The sequence below is a fragment of the Pseudomonas sp. NPDC096917 genome (assembly GCF_044762555.1).
Taxonomy (GTDB): domain Bacteria; phylum Pseudomonadota; class Gammaproteobacteria; order Pseudomonadales; family Pseudomonadaceae; genus Aquipseudomonas.
Genome location: NZ_JBIWEO010000013.1, coordinates 45912 through 70893, shown reverse-complemented (window position 1 = coordinate 70893; position 24982 = coordinate 45912). Strand labels below are relative to the sequence as shown.

Below are 24982 nucleotides of genomic sequence, written 5' to 3'. Positions count from 1 at the left end.
CCCACTACAAATTAAGTACTCTGTTGCAGCGCTTTAGCTACGCTGCATCTTCAACGCCGACGCTGTTAAAGGAAGCTGCACATGCCTCACTGGCTGGTAATTGACTTGGAAGCCACTACAGATGACGGCGGCTGGCCTCTGGAAGAAATGGAAGTGATTGAAATCGGTGCCAGCGTGGTCACCCGTGCCGGGCGCGAGGTGGATCATTTCCAACGCTTTATCCGACCGCAACGCCGCCCATTACTGACCCCTTTTTGCCGCCAGTTAACCCATATCACCCAAGCCAATATTGATAGCGCAAGCCCGACAAAGCAGGTCTGGGAACAGTTCGAGCGCTGGCTGGGTCAACACCTGCCAAAACTCGAAGGCTGGGCCAGTTGGGGCGATTACGACCGCCGACAGCTGGAACAGGAATGGCAGCAAAAGAGGCTGGACAGCGCGCTGGCGCGGTTGCCGCACATGAATCTCAAGCAGCAATTCGCTCAAGCACGCCAGTTGAAGAGCCCGCTGGGACTTAATAGCGCACTGCAACTGGCGGGCATGCAGTTCAGCGGGCAACAACACCGCGCACTCGAAGACGCCCGCAATACAGCGCGTTTGTTGCCGCTGGTATTCAAGGTTTAGGGCCGCGTAACGCTGTCATAAAAGGGCGTGACGGGATAAATCGGCTTCTGCATACTGGCCAGCCTTTTTAACCCATTCCGAGGAATCGCCATGTTTAAAGTCAACGAATACTTCGACGGTACCGTCAAGTCGATTGCTTTCACACAAGCTGAAGGCAACGCCACTATTGGCGTCATGGCCCCGGGTGAATATGAGTTCGGCACTGCCGAGCGTGAAATCATGCACGTCGTGTATGGCGAACTGAGCGTCAAGCTGCCGGGCAGCAGCGAATTTGAAACGTTCAAGACCGGCGACGAGTTCCACATCCCTGAAAACAGCAAGTTCCAGCTCAAGGTCGTGGTTGAAACCGCCTACCTGTGCGAGTACCGCTGAGTTACACCCCCGCGTAAAAACGTGGGCGCTGGCACAGCCTGCGATCTTTTAAAGATCAAAAGATCGCAGCCTTCGCCAGCGCCTACGGGTGGGGACTTCCCGTATTGAATTGCAACGCTGCCAACCGCGCATACAGCGGGTTGCTGGCGATTAACTGGGCGTGAGTGCCAACCGCAACCAGCTTGCCCTGATCCATCACGGCAATGCGGTCCGCATTCTGGACCGTCGCCAAGCGGTGGGCGATGACCAGCGTGGTGCGGCCTTGCATCAGGCTTGGCAAGGCTTGCTGGATCAAGTGTTCACTTTGCGCATCCAGGGCGCTGGTGGCTTCGTCCAGTAACAAGATCGGCGCATCCACCAATAGTGCCCGGGCAATCGCCAGGCGCTGGCGTTGACCGCCGGACAACCCCTGCCCGCCATCCCCCAAATGCGTTTTGTAGCCGTCAGGCATTTGCAGAATAAAGTCATGAGCATGCGCGATGCGCGCCGCCGCCTCGACCTGAGCGTCGGTCGCCAGGGCATTGCCATAGCGAATGTTGTCTTCGACCGAGCCGAAAAACAACGCAGGCGTTTGCGAGACCAAGGCAAAACAGCGCCGCAGATCATGCGGATCAAGCTGTTTGATCGGGTGACCTTCCAGCAGGATCTGGCCTTGCTGAGGGTCGTAAAAACGCAGCAGCAAGTCGAACAGTGTCGATTTGCCCGCCCCTGAAGGCCCGACCAGGGCCAGGGTTTCGCCTGCTTTAATCGTCAGACCAAGCCCGGCAATTGCGTAGCTTTCAGGCCGCGACGGGTAAGAAAAATACAGGTCTTGGAGCTGCAAATTGCCTGCTACCCGCTCCGGCAACACTTGCAAGCCACTCTCAGGCACTTCGATCTGACTTTTGGATTGCAGCAACTCAGCAATCCGCTCAGCCGCACCCGCCGCCTGTTGCAGCTCGCCAATCACTTCACTCAGGGTGCCAAAGGCACTGCCCACCACCAGGCTGTAAAACACAAACGCCGCCAGTTCACCGCCGGTGATTCTCCCGGCGATAACGTCCATGCCGCCGACCCACAGCATGACCCCCACCGCGCCCAGCACCAGCGAGATCACCAGGGTAATCAGCCATGAGCGCTGCAAGATCCGCTTGCGCGCCGTGGCAAATGCACCTTCAACGGTTTGCGCGAAGCGCTGCTGGTCTTGCTGCTGGTGGTTGTATGCCTGAACCGTTTTGATCTGGCCCAGGGCTTCGGCGACGTAACTGCCAACATCGGCAATCCGGTCCTGGCTTTGACGGGACAAGCTGCGCACCCGACGGCCGAAGATCAAAATCGGCGCCAGCACCAAGGGCAAGGCGACCACCACGATGCTGGTGAGTTTGGGGTTGGTGATAAACAGCAGTACCACGCCGCCGATCACCATCAGGCTGTTGCGCAAAAACAAGGACAGCGATGAGCCAATCACCGATTGCAGCAAGGTGGTATCGGTGGTCAGCCGCGACTGGATTTCCGAGCTGCGGTTGTTTTCATAAAAGCCCGGATGCAGCCCGATCAAGTGGTTAAACACTTGTCGGCGAATGTCAGCCACCACGCGTTCGCCAATCCACGACACCAGGTAGAAACGCACAAACGTGCCCACCGACAGCCCTAGAACCAACAGCAAAAACAAGCCTATGGACTGGTTGAGCATGTGCGGTGACTGGGTCATGAAACCTTTGTCGACCAGCAGGCGAATGCCCTGCCCCATCGACAGCGTGATACCCGCCGTGACGATCAAGGCCAGCAAGGCGCCAAGGGCCTGCCAGCGATAAGGGGCTACAAAATGGGCGGCCAGACGAATGGCACGTCGTTGACGGGAAGAAAGCATCGAGGGCATCCAGATGGTCAATCACTCAAGGGCAACGGCTAAAAACAAGACATAGCCTACATCGAACCCGGAATAAAACCGGTAAACCTTTCTCACTCGGTTTGAATATGACCCCGTGCCACAAGGTCTAGGCTTTAAAGTTCTAAGGTGAGGCTGGAAGTTTCCGGATATTTCTGTTGGACTGGATGCCGCCGCCAAGTTGTGTAACAGCTTGGTCATTTAACGGATCTAAAGTAGCGCTACACCCTGATGAGGAGACAGGCCATGGACTTACAACACAACGCTCAAGCAGTACCGGTAATCCGCACTCAGCCACAGGCTTCGCTAGGGTGCGCATTTATCGATGCTGAGGGTAAGGAAGTTCTGATCACTGAAGAGATGATTCAGAACGCCTGCCACGAACTGGAACAGCGTTTGGTTAAGCCTGCTCAGAAAGACTGAACCTCAACAGCCTGTTTCGCGATCTTTTATAAGATCAAAAGATCGCGAGACAGGCTCGCTCCTACACCAACTCGCCACCCAGCGCTTTGACCAGTTGCTTCAAGGCCACTGACTCGCCTTGGATATGCACCTGCAACCCTTCGATTTCGCGGCGCACCGGATAGTTTTTGCGCAGGGCATCGAACGCCAGTTTCTGTTCCTGAACATTGCCGATCAGGCTACGGCGAAAATCCGCATCATCGCGGCGTGGGTCGTAAACACCGCGACACAGCATGCCCAGAACCCAGGCCGGATCGCTCTCTGCACTCAGTTCGACCTTGGCCAGCCAGGGCGCGGGTAGTAGGTCCGCGAGCTTGATAGGCGCCTCCTGACCGAGAAAATCACAAAACGCCTGGTAAATCTGCGCGGTGCCGCGCTGTTTGCCGTCCAGGCTGTATCCGGCAATGTGCGGGGTGGCCAGCACGCACAACTCAGCCAGTTCGACGTCGACTTGCGGCTCGGCTTCCCACACATCCATGACCGCTTGCAGGTCTTCGCGCTGAGTCAGCACATCGCGCAAGGCGTTGTTGTCGATGACCGGACCCCGGCTGGCGTTGATCAGCCAAGTGCCGTGGTTGAGCTGATTCAAGCGCGGATGATCGAACAAATGCCAGGTCGGGCTTGCGCCGTTCTTGTCCAGAGGCGTGTGCAGGCTGATCACGTCGCAACGCTCGATGATCTGCTCAAGGCTGACGTAATCACCGCCTTCGACCGCCTGACGCGGCGGATCGCAGACCAGTACGTTGAAACCCAGGCCACGCAGGACGCTGACCAGCCGCCCCCCCACCTCACCAGCGCCCACCACACCGTAAGTACGCTGAGTCAGATCGACACCTTCGATCTCAGCCAGGGTCAGCAAGCTGCCGAGTACGTAATCGACCACTCCGCGTGCATTGCACCCAGGCGCACTGGACCACCGTATGCCTGCTTGCTGAAAGTAGTCGAGGTCCAGGTGATCGGTGCCGATGGTGCAAGTGCCGACAAAACGCACCGCGCTGCCTTCGAGCAGGTCGCGGTTGACTTTAGTCACCGAACGCACCAGCAAGACATCCGCATCGTGCACGTCGGCACGGGTGATCTGGCGCCCTGGCAAGCGGCGTATTTCACCGAACTCTGCAAAGAACGCTTCGATCAACGGAATATTTTCATCAGCAACAATCAACATGGCAGGCTCCTTTCGCGGAATGGCAGTGTAGGCGTTGTTGAGCGCAATGGGCCAGCGAGGCGTGGCATCTTGTGACATCGGCTACACGCTGCGTTTACAAAGCCACGACCACTCAGCATTTTGATGGCCACTTGTGCAGGCGTACACTTATCGGCTTTGCGCGTTAAACACTGTGGATGCACGCTTGTGAACTCTGTGACCCAACCCTCTTCTATGACTGTCAGCCGCCCGGCACGGGTTAGCACCGAAGTGCGGGCGCTGTTGGCGCTGGCGTTTCCCATCATCATTTCCCAGGTCGCCACCACAGCGATGGGCTTTGTTGATGCGGTGATGGCAGGCCGAGTCGGGCCTCGCGACCTGGCAGCCGTGGCACTCGGCAACTCGATCTGGGTGCCGGTGTTTTTGCTGATGTCGGGCATTCTGCTGGCCACCACCCCTAAAGTTGCCCAGCGTTTTGGCGCCAATGCCCATCCCGAAATTGGCCCGATTGTGCGCCAGGCGCTGTGGCTGGCCTTGTTCACCGGGCTGTGTGCGGCAGGGTTATTGATCGGCGCTGAACCCTTGCTGCGCTTGATGAGGGTCGACCCGGAGTTGATCGAGCCGAGCATGGGTTACTTGCACGGCATTGCCAGCGGCATGCCCGCGGTCGGGGTGTACTGCGTGCTGCGTTGCTTCAGCGATGGGCTGGGCAAGACCCGGCCCAGCATGATCCTGGGCTTGTCCGCCCTGGCGCTGAACATCCCGCTCAACTACGTGTTTATTTATGGCCATTTGGGCGTGCCGGCCATGGGCGGCGTGGGGTGCGGCTGGGCCACGGCGATTGTGATGTGGTTTATGGCGCTGGGCATGGTGGTCTGGACCTTTCGCGGCGCCCTCTACCAGTCGAGCCGGGTATACAGCCATTTTGAATGGCCCAAGTGGGCGATCATCAAGCGCCTGCTGAATGTGGGTGTGCCCATCGGTGTGGCGGTGTTTGCCGAGTCGAGCATTTTTGCGGTGATTGCCCTGCTGATCGGCAGCCTTGGCGCAACGGTAGTCGCGGGCCATCAGATTGCACTTAACTTCAGCTCGCTGGTGTTTATGATCCCGTATTCGCTGGGCATGGCGATTACGGTGCGCGTAGGCCAGGCGCTGGGGCGCCAGCAACCACGTGAAGCGCGGTTTGTCGCGGGCGTTGGCATGGGCACTGCACTGCTATGGGCGTGTATTTCGGCGAGTCTTATCTACGTGCTGCGCGGGCCGATTGCCACGGTGTACACCGCCGACCCGAGCGTGATTGAAGTCGCAACCATGCTGTTGATGTTTGCCGCGCTGTATCAGTTTTCGGATGTGATTCAAGTAACGGCAGCAGGCGCCCTGCGCGGTTATCAAGACACGCGGGTGACGATGATCCTGACGCTGTTCGCCTACTGGGGCGTCGGGTTGCCAGTGGGGTATGCGCTGGGATTGACCGACTGGTTGGGTAACGCCAGAGGCCCGAGCGGGCTGTGGCAAGGATTGATCGTGGGGCTGACCTGTGCGGCGCTGATGCTGGCGGTGCGCTTGATTCGCAGCGCGAAGAAACACATTCGTCGCGCCGCTTGATCTGTAGCCGCTGCCGAAGGCTGCGATAAGGGCCGCAGGACCTTGAGCAACGGGGATCGCTGGCGCCCCATCGCAGCCCCCGGCAGCGGCTACAGGTTTGAAGTCAGCCCCGGTTTTTACGTATCCAATACAGGTACGTGCCCGCCTCTTCTTTCTGGTCCAGCAGTTCGTGGTCCAGAAATACACAGAATTTGGGGATGTCGCGGCGGGTCGACGGGTCGGTGGCAATGACTTTCAGCACGCCGCCCGCCGCGAGGTCGCGAATATGTTGATGCAACATCATCACTGGCTCAGGGCAGTTCAAGCCTGTGGCATCCAGAATGCCGTCAAACGGCAGATCAACAACGCTCATCTTTTACTCCTGAATCAACGAGATTTAGGCTTTTTAACGTCCAATCGACGCAAATGGCAGGTCACTTCTTCACGGTCGTGGTACAGCTGCTTGCAGCCAATGTCCACTTGAATACCGCGAGCCTTGAAACCATCAGCAATACGGTCAAGCAAGCGACGCACTTCGGCGTAGCGCTGTTTCATCGGCAGTTTCAAGTTAACCACTGCTTCACTGCAATGCCCCTCACCGATCCACTCTTCCAGCATGGCCGCATTACGCGCCGGTTTTTCGACGATGTCGCACACCATCCAGTCCACCGGTTGCTTGGGCTTGAAGGTGAAACCATCGGCCATCAAGTGCTGCACCAGGCCGGTGTCCATCAGGCTTTCAGCCATTGGTCCGTTGTCGATGGCAGTCACGATCATGCCGCGATTGACCAGTTGCCAGGTCCAGCCACCGGGGGCGGCACCCAGGTCAACGCCGGTCATGTCACTGTGCAGGCGCTCATCCCACTGATCGCGAGGGATGAAGTGGTGCCAGGCTTCTTCCAGTTTCAGGGTCGAGCGGCTCGGGGCCTCACGCGGGAACTTGAGACGCGGGATGCCCATGGGCCACATGGCCGAGTTGTTGGACTCAGCCAGCCCCAGAAACACTTCGCGCCCACTTTTAAAAGTCAGCAGCAAGCGTGGTTTATGGTCGGCGTCTTCGACCAGCTTGCCCGCCTTGAGCAAGGCCTTGCGCAGATGCCCTTCGAACTTCTTGCAGAAGTTGGACAGTTCTTTGCCGTCGTTGGTGTCGACCACTTCCAGCCACAAGCTGCCACACACCGGGAAGTCAGCCATATGCTCAAGGATGACGCTGATACGGTCGGTTTCCGGTAAATCGACAAAGCTGCCGCGTGCCCATTGGCGCGGGAAAATCAGCTCGGCAAAGCGCAACCCCTTCATCAGCCGCTCGGCGCCGCCTTCTTCGGTGCACACAAACTCGGCGCAGGCGGTGCTAGGTTTGGCCTTGGCGTACCCGGACACATTCAGGCGGGCGGCATGCTCGGCGATTTCCGAGCACACTTCGCCTTCGAAACCGGGACGGCAATGCATAAAAACGGTGTTCATTGAATTACTCCTGGGCAGCAAGCGGAAATTAGCTCACTGCGCAACCTTGCTCTGGAGCAAGGACTGTCACAAAAAGGCGGGCATGATAACTGAGTTCGGAACCTAGAACCCGTATAGACAGTCCAGTTATTAGCCAGATCATTGAATCAGGGCTAGGTTAGTAGCTCTGCTCACCGCTTTGTTCGTACCACTCGATCCGTGCCGCGCGGATCAAAAGGAGTCATTTCATGTCCTCCCTCGATAGCCTGAAATCCCTCGCCACACTGAAAGTCGCCGATAAGACTTATCACTACTTCAGCCTTCCGCTCGCCGCCAAGGCCCTTGGTGATTTGAGCAAATTGCCGATGTCGCTCAAAGTGCTGCTGGAAAACCTGCTGCGTTGGGAGGACGGTAAAACCGTCACCGAGTCCGACCTTAAAGCCCTCGCCGCCTGGCTCAAGGAGCGACGCAGCGACCGGGAAATCCAGTACAGACCGGCCCGTGTGTTGATGCAGGACTTTACCGGAGTACCGGCGGTGGTCGATCTGGCCGCCATGCGCGCCGCGATGGCCAAGGCCGGCGGCGACCCACAGCGCATCAACCCGTTGTCGCCGGTGGACCTGGTGATTGACCACTCAGTGATGGTCGACAAGTTCGCCAGCGCCAGTGCCTTTGAGCAGAACGTCGACATTGAGATGGAACGTAACGGCGAACGCTATGCGTTTTTGCGCTGGGGCCAGGATGCATTCGATAACTTCAGCGTAGTGCCGCCAGGCACCGGGATTTGCCACCAGGTAAACCTGGAATATCTGGGCCGTACGGTCTGGACCAAAGACGAGGACGGGCGCACGTATGCGTTCCCCGACACGTTGGTCGGCACCGACTCACACACCACCATGATCAACGGCCTCGGCGTGTTGGGCTGGGGCGTCGGCGGTATCGAAGCCGAAGCCGCGATGCTCGGCCAGCCGGTGTCGATGCTGATCCCCGAAGTGGTGGGTTTCAAGCTCAGTGGCAAGCTGAAAGAAGGCATCACCGCCACAGACTTGGTGCTGACGGTCACGCAAATGCTGCGAAGCAAGGGGGTAGTGGGCAAGTTTGTCGAGTTCTACGGCGACGGCCTGGCTGATTTGCCATTGGCCGACCGCGCCACGATTGCCAACATGGCCCCTGAGTACGGCGCCACCTGCGGTTTTTTCCCGGTGGATGAGATCACCCTGGATTACCTGCGCCTGTCCGGGCGCCCCGACGCCACGGTCAAACTGGTGGAGGCTTACTGCAAGGCTCAGGGCCTGTGGCGTGAAGCCGGGCAGGAGCCGATCTTTACCGACACCCTGGCACTCGACATGGGCACTGTCGAAGCCAGCCTGGCAGGGCCCAAACGCCCGCAAGACCGGGTGGCACTGCCCCATGTTGCACAGGCGTTCAGCGATTTCTTGAGCCTGCAGTTTAAACCCACCAATAAAGAAGAAGGCCGCCTGGAAAGCGAAGGCGGTGGTGGCGTGGCCGTTGGCAATGCCGACCTGGTGGGCGAGGTGGAATACAACTATGAAGGGCAAACCTATCGCCTGAAAAACGGTGCCGTGGTGATTGCCGCGATTACCTCGTGCACCAACACCTCTAACCCGAGCGTGATGATGGCTGCCGGCCTGGTGGCGAAAAAGGCGATCGAAAAAGGCCTTAAAAGCCAGCCCTGGGTCAAAACGTCGCTGGCCCCCGGCTCCAAGGTGGTGACCGATTACTACAAGGCGGCAGGCCTCACGCACTACCTCGACCAACTGGGTTTTGCCTTGGTCGGTTATGGCTGCACCACCTGTATTGGCAACTCCGGGCCATTGCCCGAGCCGATTGAAAAAGCCATCACCCAATCCGATCTCACCGTGGCATCGGTGTTGTCGGGCAACCGCAACTTTGAAGGCCGTGTACACCCGCTGGTCAAAACCAACTGGCTGGCCTCGCCGCCGTTGGTGGTTGCCTATGCCTTGGCGGGCACAGTGCGCATTGACATCAGCAGTGAACCGCTGGGCGTGGGCACAGACGGCAAACCGGTTTACTTGCGTGACATCTGGCCCAGCCAGAAAGAAATCGCTGACGCGGTGGCGCAGGTCAGTACCGCTATGTTCCACAAGGAGTACGCCGAGGTATTTGCAGGTGACGAACAATGGCAAGCCATTGAAGTCCCACAGGCGGCCACTTATGTGTGGCAGGAAGACTCCACGTACATACAGCACCCGCCGTTCTTCGATGAGATTGGTGGCCCATTGCCAGTGATTGAAGACGTCAAACGCGCGAACATTCTGGCGTTGCTGGGTGATTCAGTGACCACCGACCACATCTCCCCTGCCGGCAACATCAAGGCCGATAGCCCGGCCGGTCGTTACTTGCGCGAGAAAGGCGTCGAACCACGTGATTTCAACTCGTACGGTTCGCGCCGTGGCAACCACGAAGTGATGATGCGCGGCACCTTCGCTAACATCCGCATTCGCAATGAAATGCTTGGCGGCGAAGAAGGCGGCAATACGATTTACATCCCAACCGGCGAAAAACTACCGATTTACGATGCCGCCATGCGTTATCAGGCCTCGGGCACGCCGCTGGTGGTGATTGCCGGTCAAGAATATGGCACAGGATCCAGCCGTGACTGGGCAGCCAAGGGCACCAATCTGCTGGGGGTCAAAGCGGTGATTGCCGAGAGCTTTGAGCGCATCCACCGTTCCAATCTGGTAGGCATGGGCGTCTTGCCCTTGCAGTTCAAGCTGGACCAGAACCGCAAGAGCCTGAAACTGACTGGCAAGGAAACCCTCGACATTCTGGGGCTGACCGGCGCCGCACTCCAACCCCGCATGAACCTGACACTGGTGATCACTCGTGAAAATGGCCAGCAGGAAAAAGTCGACGTGCTCTGCCGGATCGACACCCTCAATGAAGTGGAATACTTCAAGGCGGGCGGGATCTTGCACTACGTACTGCGTCAGCTGATTGCTTCCTAACCCCGTAGTCGCTGCCTAGGCACGAAGGCTGCAATCAGGCGTGAAGCGGCTGTAAAACCAGAGCCCTCGTTGTGTCAGACACACCGAGGGCTCTGAGTTTACTGGACGACTGCTGCGAGCAGCCTTCGTGCCTGGGCAGTGACGACCGGAACTGCCCGCAACGTCGTGCACCGAAATATAAATTAAACAATTCGCGCCCCATGCCGACAGCCTGTCAAAGTCTTGCGGATTGAAACGACATGCGTAACAACCAGCCCATCACTCAACGCGAACGCACATTCCCCGCGCAACAACGGTTGATTTCCACGACCGATGCCAAAGGTATGATCACCTACTGCAATGACGCCTTTGTTGAAATCAGCGGGTTTACGCGCGATGAGCTGGTTCGCGCCCCCCACAATCTTGTGCGCCATCCGGATGTCCCCCCGGCTGTTTTTGAACACATGTGGGGCACCCTGAAAAAGGGCATGCCGTGGATGGGCATCGTCAAGAACCGCTGCAAGTCCGGCGACCATTACTGGGTCAATGCCTACGTCACCCCGGTGTTTGAAAACGAACGCGTGGTGGGTTACGAATCGGTGCGAGTCAAGCCGACCGCTGAGCAAATCCGCCGAGCCGAGGCGCTGTACCTGCGGCTCAATCGCGGCAAACCCGCCGTTCCGCGCCGTGACAAATGGCTGCCGGTGCTGCAAGACTGGCTGCCGTTTATTTTGGTCAGCCAATTGAGTTTCATCATCGGCGCCCTGCTCAACTCCAGCTGGGGCTTTGCCTTGGCTGCACTGTTGTCGATCCCGCTGGGGCTGCTCGGCCTGACCTGGCAACAACGCGGGATCAAGCGCTTGTTGCGCCTGGCCGAGCAAACCACGTCCGATCCGCTGATTGCGCAAATGTACACCGACAGCCGCGGCCCGCAAGCACGCCTGGAAATGTCCATTCTGAGCCAGGAGGCACGCCTCAAAACCTGCCTGACCCGTCTGCAAGACACCGCTGAGCACCTGAGCGAGCAAGCCCGGCAATCGGATGCGTTGACGCACAAGAGCTCCAGCGGGCTGGAGCGCCAGCGCGTCGAGACCGAGCAGGTTGCCACTGCAATCAATCAAATGGCCGCGACCACGCAAGAAGTCGCCAGCCACGTGCAACGCACCGCCGACGCCACACAAGAAGCCAACCGCCTGACCAGCCGTGGTCGCGATATCGCGGGCGAAACCCGAGAAGCCATTGAGCGTTTGTCTGTGGTTGTGGGTGAAACCGGCGCCACCGTGACTCAACTGGCCAAGGACAGCGATGAGATCGGCGGCGTGGTCGATGTGATCAAAGGGATTGCCGATCAGACCAACCTGCTGGCGCTGAACGCGGCGATTGAAGCCGCACGAGCGGGAGAAATGGGCCGAGGCTTTGCGGTAGTGGCCGATGAAGTACGCCAATTGGCGCAACGCACCAGCCTGTCGACAGGGCAGATTCATGCGTTGATTGCCAAGCTGCAGCAGACAGCGGCGACTGCCGTGCAGACCATGAACGCCGGGCACCGCCAGGCCCAAGAAGGTGTGGCGCGGGTACTGGAAGCCGACGCAGCGCTGGTCGGGATCAGTGAAGCGGTGGCCAACATCACCGACATGACCACCCAGATTGCCGCTGCCACCGAGGAACAAAGTGCTGTGGCTGAAGAAGTCAGCCGCAACATCAGCACCATTGCCGACCTGGCCGACCAAACCTCAGAACAGGCACAGCATTCAGCGCGATTGAGCGAAGAACTGGCGCAAACCGTGAATATCCAGTATTCGCTGGTGGAGCGGTTTAACCGCTGAACGACTCCCCCTGTGGGAGCGGGCTTGCTCGCGATTGCATCGCGGGCAAGCCCGCCCTCAAAGGAAATCTCAGGCGGACTCAAGCCAGTTGGCAATGTTGTCTGCCGCTGCGTCCAAATGCTGCTCATGGGTCAAGCCCGAGGCTTTGAGCGGCTTCAAGTCGTGGTCCCCGGCCGTCAACCACAACACCTCAATGCTCGGCGCCAGCACGTAGGCTTCTACGGCCTCGCGGTTACCCAGCGCATCACGCTCGCCCTGCACGATCAGGGTGGGTGTGCGTAGCTCGGTCAGGTGCGCAACACGGGGTTTTTCCGGCTTGCCAACGGCATAGAACGGATAGCCTAGACACACCAGCCGCGACACTTGCAACTCATCCGCCACCAGGCTGGCCATGCGCCCCCCCATGGACTTGCCACCGATGGCCAATGGCCCAGCGACATGCCGTCGCACCTCGCTGTACACCTCGCGCCAGCATTCGAGCAATGTGGCCTGCGGATTAGGAGGCCTTTTGCCACCCTCCAGACGGCGCTGAGCCATGTACGGGAACTCGAAGCGCACGACGTTAATCCCGCGTGCAGCAAGGCGTTCAGCCATGCCGGTCATCCAGTCGCTGTCCATCGGCGCACCCGCGCCGTGCGCCAGGATCAAGGTCGACGATGACGGCGTTTGCGCACCGTTCCACAACCAGCCCCGTGCCTGCAGGCACTGCGCCCATTGATCCTCGTCAATACCGACTTTGCCGCCTACACCCATGCTTGCCTCGCTTTTAGTCTGCCTATAACTCCAGGCGTGCATTGAATTCGCCTGAACCGTGGATGGGGAACCATGAACACTTCTACAAGTACCGCCTACAACTACAAGGTGGTCCGCCAATTTGCCATTATGACGGTGGTTTGGGGCATCGTCGGTATGGGGCTCGGCGTTTTTCTCGCCGCGCAGTTGGTCTGGCCCGAACTTAACTTGGATTTGCCCTGGACCAGTTTTGGGCGCCTGCGCCCATTGCACACCAACGCAGTGATTTTCGCCTTTGGCGGTTGCGCTCTTTTTGCGTCCTCGTTCTACTCGGTGCAACGCACCTGTCAGACCACGCTGTTCGCACCCAAAGTCGCAACGTTTACCTTTTGGGGCTGGCAACTGGTCATTCTGCTGGCTGCGATCAGCTTGCCGCTGGGCTACACCAGCTCCAAGGAATACGCAGAGCTTGAATGGCCGATCGATATTTTGATCACCATCGTCTGGGTCGCATACGCCATCGTGTTCTTCGGCACGATCATGAAGCGCAACACCAAGCACATTTACGTGGGCAACTGGTTCTTCGGCGCGTTTATCGTGACCGTGGCTATTTTGCACATCGTTAACAACCTCGAAATCCCGGTCAGCCTCACCAAGTCCTACTCACTTTACGGTGGCGCCACTGACGCCATGGTGCAGTGGTGGTACGGCCACAACGCCGTGGGCTTTTTCCTGACGGCGGGCTTTTTGGGGATGATGTATTACTTCGTGCCGAAACAGGCCGAACGCCCGATCTATTCCTATCGCCTGTCTATCGTGCACTTCTGGGCGCTGATCACCCTGTACATCTGGGCGGGTCCGCACCACTTGCACTACACCGCGCTGCCGGACTGGGCGCAGTCACTGGGCATGGTGATGTCGCTGATTCTGCTGGCACCGAGCTGGGGCGGCATGATTAACGGCATGATGACGCTCTCGGGCGCCTGGCATAAGTTGCGCAGCGACCCGATCCTGCGCTTCCTCGTGGTCTCCCTGGCGTTCTACGGCATGTCGACTTTCGAAGGCCCGATGATGGCAATCAAGACCGTCAACGCCCTCTCCCACTACACCGACTGGACCATCGGCCACGTACACGCCGGGGCTCTGGGATGGGTGGCGATGATTTCGATTGGCGCGCTGTATCACATGATTCCCAAAGTCTTCGGCCGCCAGCAGATGTACAGCACCGGCCTGATCAACGCGCACTTCTGGCTGGCCACCATTGGCACCGTGCTTTATATCGCTTCGATGTGGGTCAACGGCATCGCTCAAGGCCTGATGTGGCGCGCAGTCAACGAAGACGGCACGCTGACTTACTCCTTCGTCGAAACCCTGGTGGCCAGCCATCCGGGCTATGTAGTACGACTGATCGGCGGGGCGATTTTCCTGAGCGGCATGTTCCTGATGGCTTACAACACCTGGCGCACAGTGCGTAATGCCGAGCCCGCCGAAGTTGTAGCCGCCGCGCAGATGGCTTAAGGAGTTCGCCATGAAACACGAGATTATTGAAAAAAATATCGGCCTCATGCTGTTGCTGATGATTCTGTGCGTGAGTGTCGGCGGCCTGACACAGATCGTGCCGCTGTTTTTTGAAGACGTGACCAACACCCCGGTCGAAGGCATGAAGCCGTACACCGCGCTGCAACTGGAAGGCCGCGATGTGTACATCCGCGAAGGGTGCGTGGGCTGCCACTCGCAGATGATCCGCCCGTTCCGCGCCGAAACCGAGCGTTATGGCCACTATTCGGTAGCCGGTGAAAGCGTATGGGATCACCCTTTTTTGTGGGGCTCCAAACGGACCGGGCCGGACCTGGCACGCGTTGGCAGCCGCTACTCGGATGACTGGCACCGCGCGCACTTGTACAACCCGCGCAACGTCGTGCCCGAGTCGAAAATGCCCGCCTACCCGTGGTTGGTGTCAACCCCGGTGGATAGCAGGCATACCGCCAAAAAACTCGAGGTGATGCGCACCCTGGGCGTGCCATACACCGATCAAGACATCGCCAATGCCAAGCAGTCGGTACAGGGCAAAACCGAAATGGACGCACTGGTGGCCTACCTGCAAGTGCTCGGCACTGCCATCAAGAGCAAGAGGTGAGCCATGGTGTTTGAGATGAGTAGTGGAATGATTCGCGGGCTGGGCACTGTGGTAGTTGCAGTGGCTTTTATCGGTCTGGCGCTGTGGGTGTTCAGTCCACGGCGCAAGTCGGAGTTCGAAGACGCAACCTTACTGCCATTCAAGGACGATCCAGAGGCCATAAAACACGTCGAGCAAGAGCAAGCGTCCAGGAGTAACAAACATGTCTGAGTTCTGGAGTATCTACATCAGCGTGCTGACCATTGGCACGTTGATCGGTCTGACCTGGCTGCTGTTCAGTACGCGCAAGGGCGAGAAAAAAGGCGAAACCGTCGAAACCATGGGGCACAGCTTCGATGGCATCGAGGAGTACGACAACCCGCTGCCGCGCTGGTGGTTCATGTTGTTCATCGGCACGCTGGTATTTGGGGTCTGCTATTTGATCCTCTACCCGGGCCTGGGCAACTGGAAAGGTTTGTTGCCCGGTTACGAGGATGGCTGGACCGGCGTCCACGAGTGGGAGAAGGAAATTGGCAAGGCCGACGCCAGGTTCGGCCCGATTTTCGCCAAGTATGCCGCCATGCCGGTCGAGCAGGTTGCGCAAGATCCGGCGGCCCTGAAAATGGGTGGCCGCCTGTTCGCTTCAAACTGCTCGGTGTGCCACGGTTCGGATGCCAAGGGCGCATTCGGCTTTCCTAACCTGGCTGACGCTTCCTGGCGCTGGGGCGGTGATGCCGACACCATTAAAGCGACGATCATGGGTGGGCGCATTGCGATGATGCCCGCCTGGGGTGAAGTGCTGGGTGAGGACGGGGTGAAAAACGTTTCGGCCTATGTGCGCCATAGCCTGGCGGGCCTGCCTCTGGCGCAGGGCACGACGTTCAACCTGGACGCAGGCAAGCAGGCGTACGACACCACCTGTGTGGCGTGCCACGGCGCAAACGGCAAAGGCAACCCGCTGATGGGTGCGCCGGACCTGACGACTCCTGCGGCCTTTATTTACGGCACCAGCCTGGCGCAATTGCAGCAAACCATTCGTCATGGCCGCCAGGGTCATATGCCTGCACAAAACGAGTTGTTGGGTAACGACAAGGTGCAATTGGTGGCCGCGTACGTATTCAGCTTGTCGCACGCCAATCAAGAGCAAAAAACAGCCGAGTAATGGCTGCAATATTGCTTACTTGAACCCACGCAATTCCTGCAGGCGCGAGGCAAGCTCGCGCCTGCAGCTTTTTTAATGCCCACGTTACAACCTTAAAGCGCGACCCAGTGTCGCATCGGTTTCCAGCCCCCTATCCCCCACTCCCTGCCCAGCGTTTCACCATTCAGGTCAAGTGCTAAGTCAACGGGCTTCATGCCAAGCCAAACTGACGGGTTTGCACCGGCTGTCGTTGATTACCATCTTGTAAGGTATGTTCCACGAGCCCACCTCCCTACCCTCCCGCCCTCTCTAACCCGCCCGACAGGGTGCCGGTCTACCCGACCTCACTTACCCTTACTCCGAGCATGGAAAGGCCGCAGAATAGGCGCTCCAACGCATTGACCCAGGTCAAGCTGCGTTGCAATAGCTAGACACATTACCCATACTCTCGACCGCTTTTTACTCCTAATAAAATATAAAACCGTGGAACCTTAGAATGAGCACAGCAATCAGTCCGACTGCTTATAACTATAAGGTCGTCCGCCAGTTCGCCATCATGACGGTGGTCTGGGGGATCCTTGGCATGGGACTCGGGGTTTTTATCGCGTCACAGCTTGTGTGGCCCGAACTGAACCTCGGCCTTGAATGGACGACCTTTGGCCGTCTGCGCCCCTTACACACCAACCTTGTGATTTTCGCCTTCGGCGGCTGCGCATTGTTTGGTACGTCTTACTACGTGGTGCAACGCACCTGCCAAACACGACTGATCTCCGACACCCTGGCCTCCTTTAGCTTTTGGGGCTGGCAAGCGGTCATCGTCGGCGCAATTATCACCTTGCCACTGGGCTACACCACCACCAAAGAATACGCAGAACTGGAATGGCCGCTGGCTATCCTGCTGGCCATCGTCTGGGTGGTGTACGGCATCGTGTTCTTCGGCACCATCACCCAGCGTAAAACCAAGCATATTTATGTGGGCAACTGGTTCTACGGCGCGTTCATTGTGGTGACGGCCATGCTGCACATCGTCAACCACGCGTCGCTGCCGGTGAGCTTCTTCAAGTCTTACTCCGCCTATGCGGGTGCGACAGACGCCATGATTCAGTGGTGGTACGGGCACAACGCAGTAGGGTTTTTCCTGACAACCGGCTTCCTGGGCATGATGTATTACTTTGTGCCAAAGCAGGCTGAGCGCCCGATTTACTCGTATCGCTTGTCTATCGTGCACTTTTGGGCGCTGATCACCCTGTACATCTGGGCCGGTCCGCACCACTTGCACTACACCGCACTGCCGGACTGGGCTCAGTCACTGGGCATGGCCATGTCGATCATTCTGCTGGCGCCAAGCTGGGGCGGCATGATCAACGGCATGATGACGTTGTCGGGCGCCTGGCATAAGTTGCGCACCGACCCGATCCTGCGCTTCCTCGTGGTGTCTTTGGCGTTCTATGGCATGTCGACCTTCGAGGGGCCGATGATGGCCATCAAGACAGTCAATGCGCTGTCGCACTACACCGACTGGACCATCGGCCACGTACACGCCGGGGCGCTGGGTTGGGTCGCGATGATTTCGATTGGTGCCATGTATCACATGATCCCGAAAATCTACGGCCAAAAGCAGATGTACAGCACCCCCCTGATCAACGTGCACTTCTGGCTGGCGACCATCGGCACTGTGCTTTACATCGCCTCGATGTGGGTCAACGGCATCACTCAAGGCCTGATGTGGCGCGCGATCAACGACGACGGCACCCTGACCTACTCGTTCGTCGAAGCCCTGCAAGCCAGCCACCCTGGCTATATCGTTCGCGCCCTTGGCGGGGCCATTTTCGCCAGCGGCATGCTGTTCATGGCCTACAACGTGTTACGCACGGTTATCGCCTCGAACCCGGTTGAAGCTGAAGCCGCGAGCAAGATCGCGGTAGTGGGAGCCCACTGATGTTTAAGCACGACACTATCGAGAAGAATATTGGCCTTATGGCCTTCTTAATGGTCATCGCCGTGAGCATCGGCGGCCTGACGCAAATCGTTCCGCTGTTCTTCCAGGACGTGACAAACACCCCGGTTGAGGGCATGAAGCCGCGCAGTGCGCTGGAACTCGAAGGCCGCGATATCTACATCGCCAATGGCTGTGTGGGCTGCCACTCGCAAATGATCCGCCCGTTCCGCGCCGAAACCGAACGTTACGGGCACTACTCGGTCGCCGGTGAAAGCGTCTGGGACCACCCGTTTCTGTGGGGCTCCAAACGCACAGGGCCGGACCTGGCCCGTGTGGGCGGTCGTTACTCCGATGACTGGCAACGTGCGCACTTGTACAACCCGCGCAACGTGGTGCCTGAATCGATCATGCCGGCTTACCCGTTTCTCGTAGAACGAAAACTGGACGGCAAAGACACGGCTAAAAAAATGGAAGTCTTGCGCACACTGGGCGTTCCTTACACCGATGCAGACATCGCCGGTGCCAAGGATGCAGTGAAGGGCAAAACCGAAATGGACGCACTGGTGGCTTACCTCCAGGGCTTGGGCACCATCATCAAAAGCAAACGGTGATCTGAATGGATATCGGGATGATTCGTGGCCTGGGCACTGTCGTGGTGATGGTGGCGTTTATCGGTTTGGCGCTGTGGGTGTTCAGCCCGCGACGCAAGTCAGAGTTTGACGACGCGACGATGCTGCCGTTCAAGGATGATCCCGAAGCCATCAAGCACGTCGAGCAAGAGCAAGCGTCTAGGAGTAACAAAGAATGACTACATTCTGGAGTCTGTACGTCACAGTCCTCACTCTGGGTACTATCTTCGCCTTGACCTGGCTGCTGCTGGCCACTCGCAAGGGCCAGCGCAGCGAGCAGACCGACGAGAAAGTCGGGCACGCTTTCGACGGGATCGAAGAGTACGACAACCCAATGCCCAAATGGTGGTTCATGCTGTTTGTGGGCACCATCGTGTTTGCCCTCGGCTACCTGGTGCTGTACCCGGGCCTGGGTAACTGGAAAGGCCTGCTGCCGGGCTATCAGTACCTGGACACCAAAGAGCAAACCCCGTTTGCCAATGGCCAGACCGGCTGGACCGGCGTGCATGAGTGGGAAAAGGAAATGGCCAAATCGGACGCCAAATTTGGACCGATCTTTGCCAAGTTCGCCGCCATGCCCATCGAAGAAGTCGCCAAGGACCCACAAGCACTGAAAATGGGCGGACGCCTTTTCGCCTCCAACTGCTCGGTGTGCCACGGCTCCGACGCCAAGGGCGCTTATGGCTTCCCCAACTTGACCGATGCCGACTGGCGCTGGGGCGGTTCACCCGCCGACATCAAGACCACCATCATGGCGGGGCGTCACGCCGTCATGCCAGGCTGGGCTGAAGTCATCGGTGAGCAAGGTGTCAGCGACGTAGCCGCTTACATACTGACCGCTCTGGACGGTCGAAAACTGCCAGAAGGTGCCAAGGTCGACCCGCTCAAGGGCAAGGAAATCTTCGCCACCAACTGCGCGGTGTGCCACGGCCCGCAAGGCCAAGGCAACCCATTGATGGGCGCGCCTAACCTGACTCACCCCGGCGCATTTATCTACGGTTCGAGCTTCGCTCAACTGCAGCAGACCATCCGTTACGGTCGTCAGGGCCAGATGCCTGCCCAGGCTGACCTGCAAGGCAACGACAAGGTGCACTTGCTGGCGGCTTACGTGTACAGCCTGTCCCATGGCGATGAAGCCAACAAAGAGGAATAAACCCCTCGCGTAATCGCTACAAAAACCGGCCTCGCCCGCGAAATTGGCGGGGCCGTTTTGTTTCATCGTGTTTTCGCGGTTGTCGCAAGAGCCAAAAGTAGTAACGCCACTCCATTCGTTTTTTGGGAGGAAATCCCCATGACCCTCACCACCCTGTCGAGTCGTGGATCGCGGCGACGGCCCAGGTCCACGGCTTGACCGTCGTGACCCGCAACACCCAGGATTTCGCCCTCAGCGGCGCGCCCTTGCTCACCCCTTGGGCGCTTTGATTCAGAGGCTTTCACACCTGACTCCACGCCTTAAGTCAATTGATCCAGGTCATGACTTGTTATATCTCCTATACCAACTTTGGGCTTTTCGGAACGCGACCAAAGGTCGCACCCTTGGGCTAGAGTCACAGGGGTATCATTGCGCCATCGCAACACCTTCTGACCCCGGTTGGCACGTACTGACCGAGGCATTTTCCACTGCCGTGGGACGCACTAATGAGCAATAAGATTCCGGTTCAAAACGTTACGCCACCTGCCAAGACAACCACCGAAAGCGTCGACCTGTACGCCGCCCGAAAAAAGATCTACACCCGCGCCTTCAGCGGCTTTTTCCGCAACCTGCGAATCGCCGGTGGCGCCGCGCTGTTCTTGCTGTATTTCGGCACGGTGTGGCTCAACTGGGGTGGCCACCAAGCCGTCTGGTGGAACCTTCCCGAGCGTAAATTCTTTATTTTTGGCGCCACCTTCTGGCCACAGGATTTCATCCTGCTCTCGGGTCTGTTGATCGTCGCAGCCTTTGGCCTGTTCTTTATTACAGTGTACGCAGGCCGCGTGTGGTGTGGTTACACCTGCCCGCAAAGCGTATGGACCTGGGTGTTCATGTGGTGCGAGAAAGTCACCGAAGGTGATCGCAACCAGCGCATCAAGCTCGACAAGGCGCCAATGAGCGCCAACAAGTTCGTGCGCAAGCTCAGCAAACACACACTGTGGCTGCTGATTGGCTTTATCACCGGCATGACCTTTGTCGGTTACTTCTCCCCCATCCGAGAATTGGTCTTTGATTTTTTCACCGGCCAGGCCAATGGCTGGGCCTACTTCTGGGTCGGCTTTTTCACCCTTGCCACCTACGGCAATGCCGGCTGGCTGCGCGAGCAAGTGTGCATTTACATGTGCCCATATGCGCGCTTCCAGAGCGTGATGTTCGACAAAGACACGCTGATTGTTTCCTACGATCCGCGTCGCGGCGAAATGCGCGGCCCGCGTAAAAAAGAGGCTGATTACAAGGCTCAGGGCCTGGGCGACTGCATCGACTGCACCCTGTGCGTTCAAGTGTGCCCGACCGGCATCGACATCCGCGACGGCTTGCAGATTGAATGCATTGGCTGCGCCGCGTGTATCGATGCCTGCGACAGCATCATGGACAAGATGAACTACCCGCGCGGTCTGATCAGCTACACCACCGAGCACAATCTTTCAGGCCAGAAGACCCATAAACTGCGTCCGCGCCTGATTGGCTATGCACTGGTCTTGGTGACCATGATGGGCCTGTTGGCAGCCGCCTTTTTCACCCGCTCTCTGGTTGGTTTTGATGTCAGCAAAGACCGCGTGCTGTATCGCGAAAACGCCGAAGGCCGGATCGAAAACGTTTACAGCCTGAAGATCATGAACAAAGATCAGCGCGACCATACATACGTGCTGGAAGCCAGCGGCTTGCCTGACTTGAAACTGCAAGGCAAACGCGAGATCACAGTCGCGGCGGGTGACATTGTCAGTCTGCCTGTCGAGTTGTCGAGTGCACCGGAACAATTGCCGTCCAGCACCAACGAAGTGTTCTTCATCCTTAAAGATGCCGATAACAGCGACATCAACGTTAAAGCCAAGAGCCGTTTCATCGGCCCCCACATCAGATAAGAGAAACTGTCCATGCCCGCAGCAAACGCCCACAGCCCTTGGTACAAACACATATGGCCGTGGATCATCATTGCCATTCTCGCCTGCTCTGTGACGCTGACCCTGTCGATGGTGACCATTGCTGTAAAAAACCCGGACAACCTGGTTAACGACAATTACTACGAAGCAGGCAAAGGGATTAACCGTTCGCTGGACCGTGAGTTGCTGGGCCAGACCTTGCAACTGAATGCCAAGCTGCGTTTGGACGAAGTGACCGGCGAAGTGGTGCTGCTGCTTCAAGGCAACAGTCAGCCGCAAACCCTGGAGCTGAACCTGATCTCACCGACCCAACCGGAGAAGGACCGCCGAGTCAGCCTGACCCAAAGCCCAACAGAGCCGGGCCGTTACACCGGCCAGTTGGATGACAAGGTGCAAGGCCGTCGTTTCGTGGAGCTGCTGGGCGTTGAAGACGGCAAGACCTGGCGCCTGTTTGAAGAAGAACGGGTCGACCATGACAAAGACCTGATGCTGGGCGACGAGCCGATTCAGGGCGCGGAAGACCGTAAGCAGTGATGCAACGCTTGTAGCCTCATTCCTCGACAGCGGCTACAGGCTCTCGATAGCTGCACAAGGTGTGTTCCATGAGTTCTCCCGTTCCCTGCTACCACTGCGCCCTGCCCGTTCCACCCGGCAGCCGCTTCACCGCCGAGGTTCTGGGCCAGCCCCATGAATTCTGCTGCCCTGGCTGCCAGGCGGTGGCGCAAGCAATCGTCGCCGGTGGCCTGGAAAGCTACTACCAACATCGCAGTGAGGCGTCGGCCAATCCACAGGCTCTGCCGCTGCAACAGGTGGAAGAACTGGCGCTGTATGACCGGCCTGACGTGCAAAAACCCTTTGTTCGGCACGAGGGCCAGCAGGCCGAAACCACGCTGCTGATCGAGGGCATCAGTTGTGCCGCCTGTGGCTGGCTGATTGAGAAACACCTGCTGCACCTACCCGCTGTGAGTGAAGCCAGGCTCAACCTGTCCAACCACCGCTTGCACATCCGCTGGGCCGACAACCAACTGCCACTGAGCGAAGTGCTGAGCGAGCTGCGACATATCGGTTACGCAGCCCACCCGTATCAGGCGGATCGTGCGACTGAGCAATTGGCCAGCGAAAACCGCCTGGCCTTGCGCCAACTGGGCGTCGCAGGCTTGCTGTGGTTTCAGGCGATGATGGCGACCATGGCCACCTGGCCCGAATTCAACATCGACCTCAGCCCCGAGATGCATACCATCCTGCGCTGGGTCGCGCTGTTTCTGACCACGCCTATCGTGTTTTACAGTTGCGCCCCGTTTTTCAAAGGTGCAATGCGTGACCTGCGCACACGTCACCTGACCATGGACGTGTCTGTGTCTCTGGCCATTGGCGGCGCCTATGTGGCCGGCATCTGGACCACCATCACTGGCGTTGGCGAGCTGTATTTCGATGCCGTCGGCATGTTCGCCCTGTTCTTGCTGGCTGGGCGCTACCTCGAGCGTCGCGCCCGTGAGCGTACGGCGGCGGCCACGGCGCAACTGGTCAATTTGCTGCCCGCTTCGTGCTTGCGCTTGAGTGGCGATGGCCAGAGTGAGCGCATCCTGCTGAGCGAACTCACGGTAGGCGACAAGGTCTTGGTGCACCCCGGCGCCATTGTGCCTGCCGACGGCAAGATCCTTGACGGCCAATCGAGCATCGACGAATCACTCCTGACCGGCGAATACCTGCCCCAACCCCGCAACGTGGGCGATGCCGTGACGGCGGGCACCTTGAATGTCGAGGGGGCACTGACCGTCGAGGTCTTGGCATTGGGCCAAGACACGCGTCTGTCGGCCATTGTGCGATTGTTGGACCGCGCCCAAAACGAAAAACCGCGCCTGGCCGAAATCGCCGACAAGGCGGCGCAATGGTTCCTGCTGTTCTCGCTGATAGCGGCTGTTGCGATTGGCCTGCTGTGGTGGCAACTCGACCCTTCTCGAGCCTTCTGGATCGTGCTGGCAATGCTGGTGGCCACGTGCCCATGCGCACTGTCACTGGCGACTCCGACGGCCTTGACCGCCGCGACCGGCACCTTGCACAAACTAGGATTGCTGCTGACCCGGGGCCACGTGATTGAAGGGCTGAACCAGATCGACACGGTGATTTTCGACAAGACTGGCACCTTGACCGAAGGCAGGCTGGCATTGCGGGCCATTCGCCCCTTGCGCAATCTGGACAGCGATCAGTGTCTGGCCCTCGCCGCCGCACTCGAACATCGCTCCGAACACCCTATTGCCCGCGCCTTCGGTCGCGCCCCGCAAGCCGCCGATGAAGTGCACAGCACGCCGGGGCTGGGCCTTGAAGGACGAGTCGGCGAACAACGGTTACGGATTGGCGAGCCCACATTCGTCTGCGCGCTGAGCCTGTGCGCCACCCCGGACATGCCGAACGAAGCCGGGCAATGGCTATTGCTGGGCGATACCGAGGGAGCGCTGGCCTGGTTTGTACTCGACGACCGCCTGCGCGCCGACGCCCCCGCCTTGTTGGCGGCCTGTAAGGCGCGCGGCTGGCACACGTTGCTGCTGTCGGGAGACAGCTCGCCGATGGTTGCCAGCGTGGCTGCCGAACTGGGAATCGATGCCGCTCAAGGCGGCTTGCGACCCGACGACAAACTGCGAGTGCTACAACAATTGCACGCTCAGGGACGCAAGGTGTTGATGCTGGGCGATGGGGTTAACGACGTGCCGGTGCTGGCCGCCGCCGACATCAGCGTGGCGATGGGCTCGGCCACCGACCTGGCCAAAACCAGCGCGGACGCGGTGTTGCTGTCCAATCGCCTGGAGGCACTGGTGCAAGCCTTTAGCTTGGCTCGACGCACGCGCCGGGTGATCATCGAAAATCTGCTGTGGGCCGGTTTGTACAATGGCCTTATGCTGCCTTTTGCCGCGCTGGGATGGATCACGCCGATCTGGGCCGCGGTCGGCATGTCGATCAGTTCATTGACTGTGGTGCTTAACGCCCTGCGCCTGACCCGCATGCCGCGTCAGGCGCAGACCCAGCCTGCGCCAAACACTCGCCCGCTACCGGCTTGAGCCGGTCGC

The 24982-nt window shown here is 58.7% G+C and carries 22 protein-coding genes and 1 pseudogene; 18 read left to right on the top strand and 5 right to left on the bottom strand.

Annotation, left to right across the window (positions count from 1 at the left end; genetic code table 11):
* Positions 1-81: 81 nt before the first annotated feature.
* Together ACIQYF_RS16460 and ACIQYF_RS16455 are read left to right on the top strand one after the other, a co-directional pair.
* Positions 82-624: an exonuclease domain-containing protein gene (locus ACIQYF_RS16460; RefSeq protein WP_402863841.1), complete on the top strand. Its 543-nt coding sequence runs from the start codon at positions 82-84 to the stop codon at positions 622-624.
* Between the two features lie 90 nt (positions 625-714).
* A complete protein-coding gene (locus ACIQYF_RS16455; protein WP_402863838.1) occupies positions 715-996 on the top strand; it encodes a pyrimidine/purine nucleoside phosphorylase in 282 nt (93 codons plus the stop codon).
* 82 nt (positions 997-1078) lie between these two features.
* Here the strand turns inward: ACIQYF_RS16455 and ACIQYF_RS16450 are convergent, their stop codons facing one another.
* A complete protein-coding gene (locus ACIQYF_RS16450; protein WP_402863835.1) occupies positions 1079-2854 on the bottom strand; it encodes an ABC transporter transmembrane domain-containing protein in 1776 nt (591 codons plus the stop codon).
* Between the two features lie 255 nt (positions 2855-3109).
* On the opposite strand from ACIQYF_RS16450, the gene ACIQYF_RS16445 reads away from it, so the two are divergent.
* On the top strand, positions 3110-3286 hold the full coding sequence (locus ACIQYF_RS16445) for a PA1571 family protein (RefSeq protein ID WP_402863832.1): 177 nt from the start codon (positions 3110-3112) through the stop codon (positions 3284-3286).
* A gap of 61 nt (positions 3287-3347) precedes the next feature.
* On the opposite strand, the gene pdxB is transcribed toward ACIQYF_RS16445, so the two are convergent.
* On the bottom strand, positions 3348-4490 hold the full coding sequence (pdxB, locus tag ACIQYF_RS16440; protein ID WP_402863829.1) for a 4-phosphoerythronate dehydrogenase PdxB: 1143 nt from the start codon (positions 4488-4490) through the stop codon (positions 3348-3350).
* A 186-nt stretch (positions 4491-4676) separates the two neighbouring features.
* Here pdxB and ACIQYF_RS16435 point away from each other — a divergent pair, with 186 nt between their 5' ends.
* Positions 4677-6074 (top strand): MATE family efflux transporter, encoded by a 1398-nt coding sequence (locus ACIQYF_RS16435; RefSeq protein WP_402863826.1) that lies wholly within the window; start codon positions 4677-4679, stop codon positions 6072-6074.
* A 103-nt stretch (positions 6075-6177) separates the two neighbouring features.
* Here the strand turns inward: ACIQYF_RS16435 and tusA are convergent, their stop codons facing one another.
* A complete protein-coding gene (gene tusA, locus ACIQYF_RS16430; RefSeq protein WP_402863823.1) occupies positions 6178-6426 on the bottom strand; it encodes a sulfurtransferase TusA in 249 nt (82 codons plus the stop codon).
* Positions 6427-6440: 14 nt separating this feature from the next.
* A complete protein-coding gene (gene rlmM / locus ACIQYF_RS16425) occupies positions 6441-7517 on the bottom strand; it encodes a 23S rRNA (cytidine(2498)-2'-O)-methyltransferase RlmM (RefSeq protein WP_402863820.1) in 1077 nt (358 codons plus the stop codon).
* A 227-nt stretch (positions 7518-7744) separates the two neighbouring features.
* Between rlmM and acnA the strand changes: the two genes are divergently transcribed.
* On the top strand, positions 7745-10486 hold the full coding sequence (acnA, locus tag ACIQYF_RS16420) for an aconitate hydratase AcnA (RefSeq protein WP_402863817.1): 2742 nt from the start codon (positions 7745-7747) through the stop codon (positions 10484-10486).
* Between the two features lie 239 nt (positions 10487-10725).
* Positions 10726-12291: a methyl-accepting chemotaxis protein gene (locus tag ACIQYF_RS16415; protein WP_402863814.1), complete on the top strand. Its 1566-nt coding sequence runs from the start codon at positions 10726-10728 to the stop codon at positions 12289-12291.
* A gap of 69 nt (positions 12292-12360) precedes the next feature.
* Here ACIQYF_RS16415 and ACIQYF_RS16410 read toward each other — a convergent pair whose 3' ends face one another.
* On the bottom strand, positions 12361-13044 hold the full coding sequence (locus ACIQYF_RS16410) for an alpha/beta family hydrolase (protein WP_402863811.1): 684 nt from the start codon (positions 13042-13044) through the stop codon (positions 12361-12363).
* Between the two features lie 72 nt (positions 13045-13116).
* Here ACIQYF_RS16410 and ccoN (ACIQYF_RS16405) point away from each other — a divergent pair, with 72 nt between their 5' ends.
* The 12 genes and pseudogenes from ccoN (ACIQYF_RS16405) to ACIQYF_RS16350 all read left to right on the top strand — a co-directional run bounded on the left by ccoN (ACIQYF_RS16405) (position 13117) and on the right by ACIQYF_RS16350 (position 24973).
* Positions 13117-14541, top strand: coding sequence for a cytochrome-c oxidase, cbb3-type subunit I (gene ccoN, locus ACIQYF_RS16405; RefSeq protein ID WP_402863808.1), 1425 nt, complete (start codon positions 13117-13119; stop codon positions 14539-14541).
* A gap of 10 nt (positions 14542-14551) precedes the next feature.
* Positions 14552-15160 (top strand): cytochrome-c oxidase, cbb3-type subunit II, encoded by a 609-nt coding sequence (gene ccoO / locus ACIQYF_RS16400; RefSeq protein ID WP_402863805.1) that lies wholly within the window; start codon positions 14552-14554, stop codon positions 15158-15160.
* A gap of 15 nt (positions 15161-15175) precedes the next feature.
* On the top strand, positions 15176-15370 hold the full coding sequence (locus ACIQYF_RS16395; RefSeq protein ID WP_026014402.1) for a cbb3-type cytochrome c oxidase subunit 3: 195 nt from the start codon (positions 15176-15178) through the stop codon (positions 15368-15370).
* Positions 15363-16301: a cytochrome-c oxidase, cbb3-type subunit III gene (gene ccoP / locus ACIQYF_RS16390; RefSeq protein WP_402863800.1), complete on the top strand. Its 939-nt coding sequence runs from the start codon at positions 15363-15365 to the stop codon at positions 16299-16301. Before ACIQYF_RS16395 ends, ccoP (ACIQYF_RS16390) begins: the two co-directional genes overlap by 8 nt.
* A 475-nt stretch (positions 16302-16776) precedes the next feature.
* Entirely contained in the window at positions 16777-18219 is a 1443-nt protein-coding gene (gene ccoN / locus ACIQYF_RS16385) for a cytochrome-c oxidase, cbb3-type subunit I (protein ID WP_402863797.1), read from the top strand.
* A complete protein-coding gene (ccoO, locus tag ACIQYF_RS16380; RefSeq protein ID WP_402863794.1) occupies positions 18219-18830 on the top strand; it encodes a cytochrome-c oxidase, cbb3-type subunit II in 612 nt (203 codons plus the stop codon). Before ccoN (ACIQYF_RS16385) ends, ccoO (ACIQYF_RS16380) begins: the two co-directional genes overlap by 1 nt.
* Before the next feature lie 5 nt (positions 18831-18835).
* Positions 18836-19027 carry a CcoQ/FixQ family Cbb3-type cytochrome c oxidase assembly chaperone gene (locus ACIQYF_RS16375; protein WP_026014404.1) on the top strand — a complete coding sequence of 64 codons (192 nt, stop codon included), beginning with the start codon at positions 18836-18838 and terminating at the stop codon, positions 19025-19027.
* Positions 19024-20001 carry a cytochrome-c oxidase, cbb3-type subunit III gene (gene ccoP / locus ACIQYF_RS16370; RefSeq protein ID WP_402863790.1) on the top strand — a complete coding sequence of 326 codons (978 nt, stop codon included), beginning with the start codon at positions 19024-19026 and terminating at the stop codon, positions 19999-20001. The genes ACIQYF_RS16375 and ccoP (ACIQYF_RS16370) overlap by 4 nt, the downstream gene beginning before the upstream one ends.
* Before the next feature lie 164 nt (positions 20002-20165).
* A pseudogene (locus ACIQYF_RS16365) lies at positions 20166-20270 on the top strand (VapC toxin family PIN domain ribonuclease); the annotation flags it as partial.
* A gap of 216 nt (positions 20271-20486) precedes the next feature.
* On the top strand, positions 20487-21902 hold the full coding sequence (ccoG, locus tag ACIQYF_RS16360; RefSeq protein WP_402863787.1) for a cytochrome c oxidase accessory protein CcoG: 1416 nt from the start codon (positions 20487-20489) through the stop codon (positions 21900-21902).
* A gap of 12 nt (positions 21903-21914) precedes the next feature.
* Complete coding sequence (locus ACIQYF_RS16355; protein WP_402863784.1) at positions 21915-22454, top strand: FixH family protein; 540 nt, start codon at positions 21915-21917, stop codon at positions 22452-22454.
* 68 nt (positions 22455-22522) lie between these two features.
* The gene (locus ACIQYF_RS16350; protein ID WP_402863781.1) at positions 22523-24973 is read left to right on the top strand and encodes a heavy metal translocating P-type ATPase; all 2451 of its coding nucleotides are present in this window, start codon (positions 22523-22525) and stop codon (positions 24971-24973) included.
* The last annotated feature ends 9 nt before the right edge of the window (positions 24974-24982 follow it).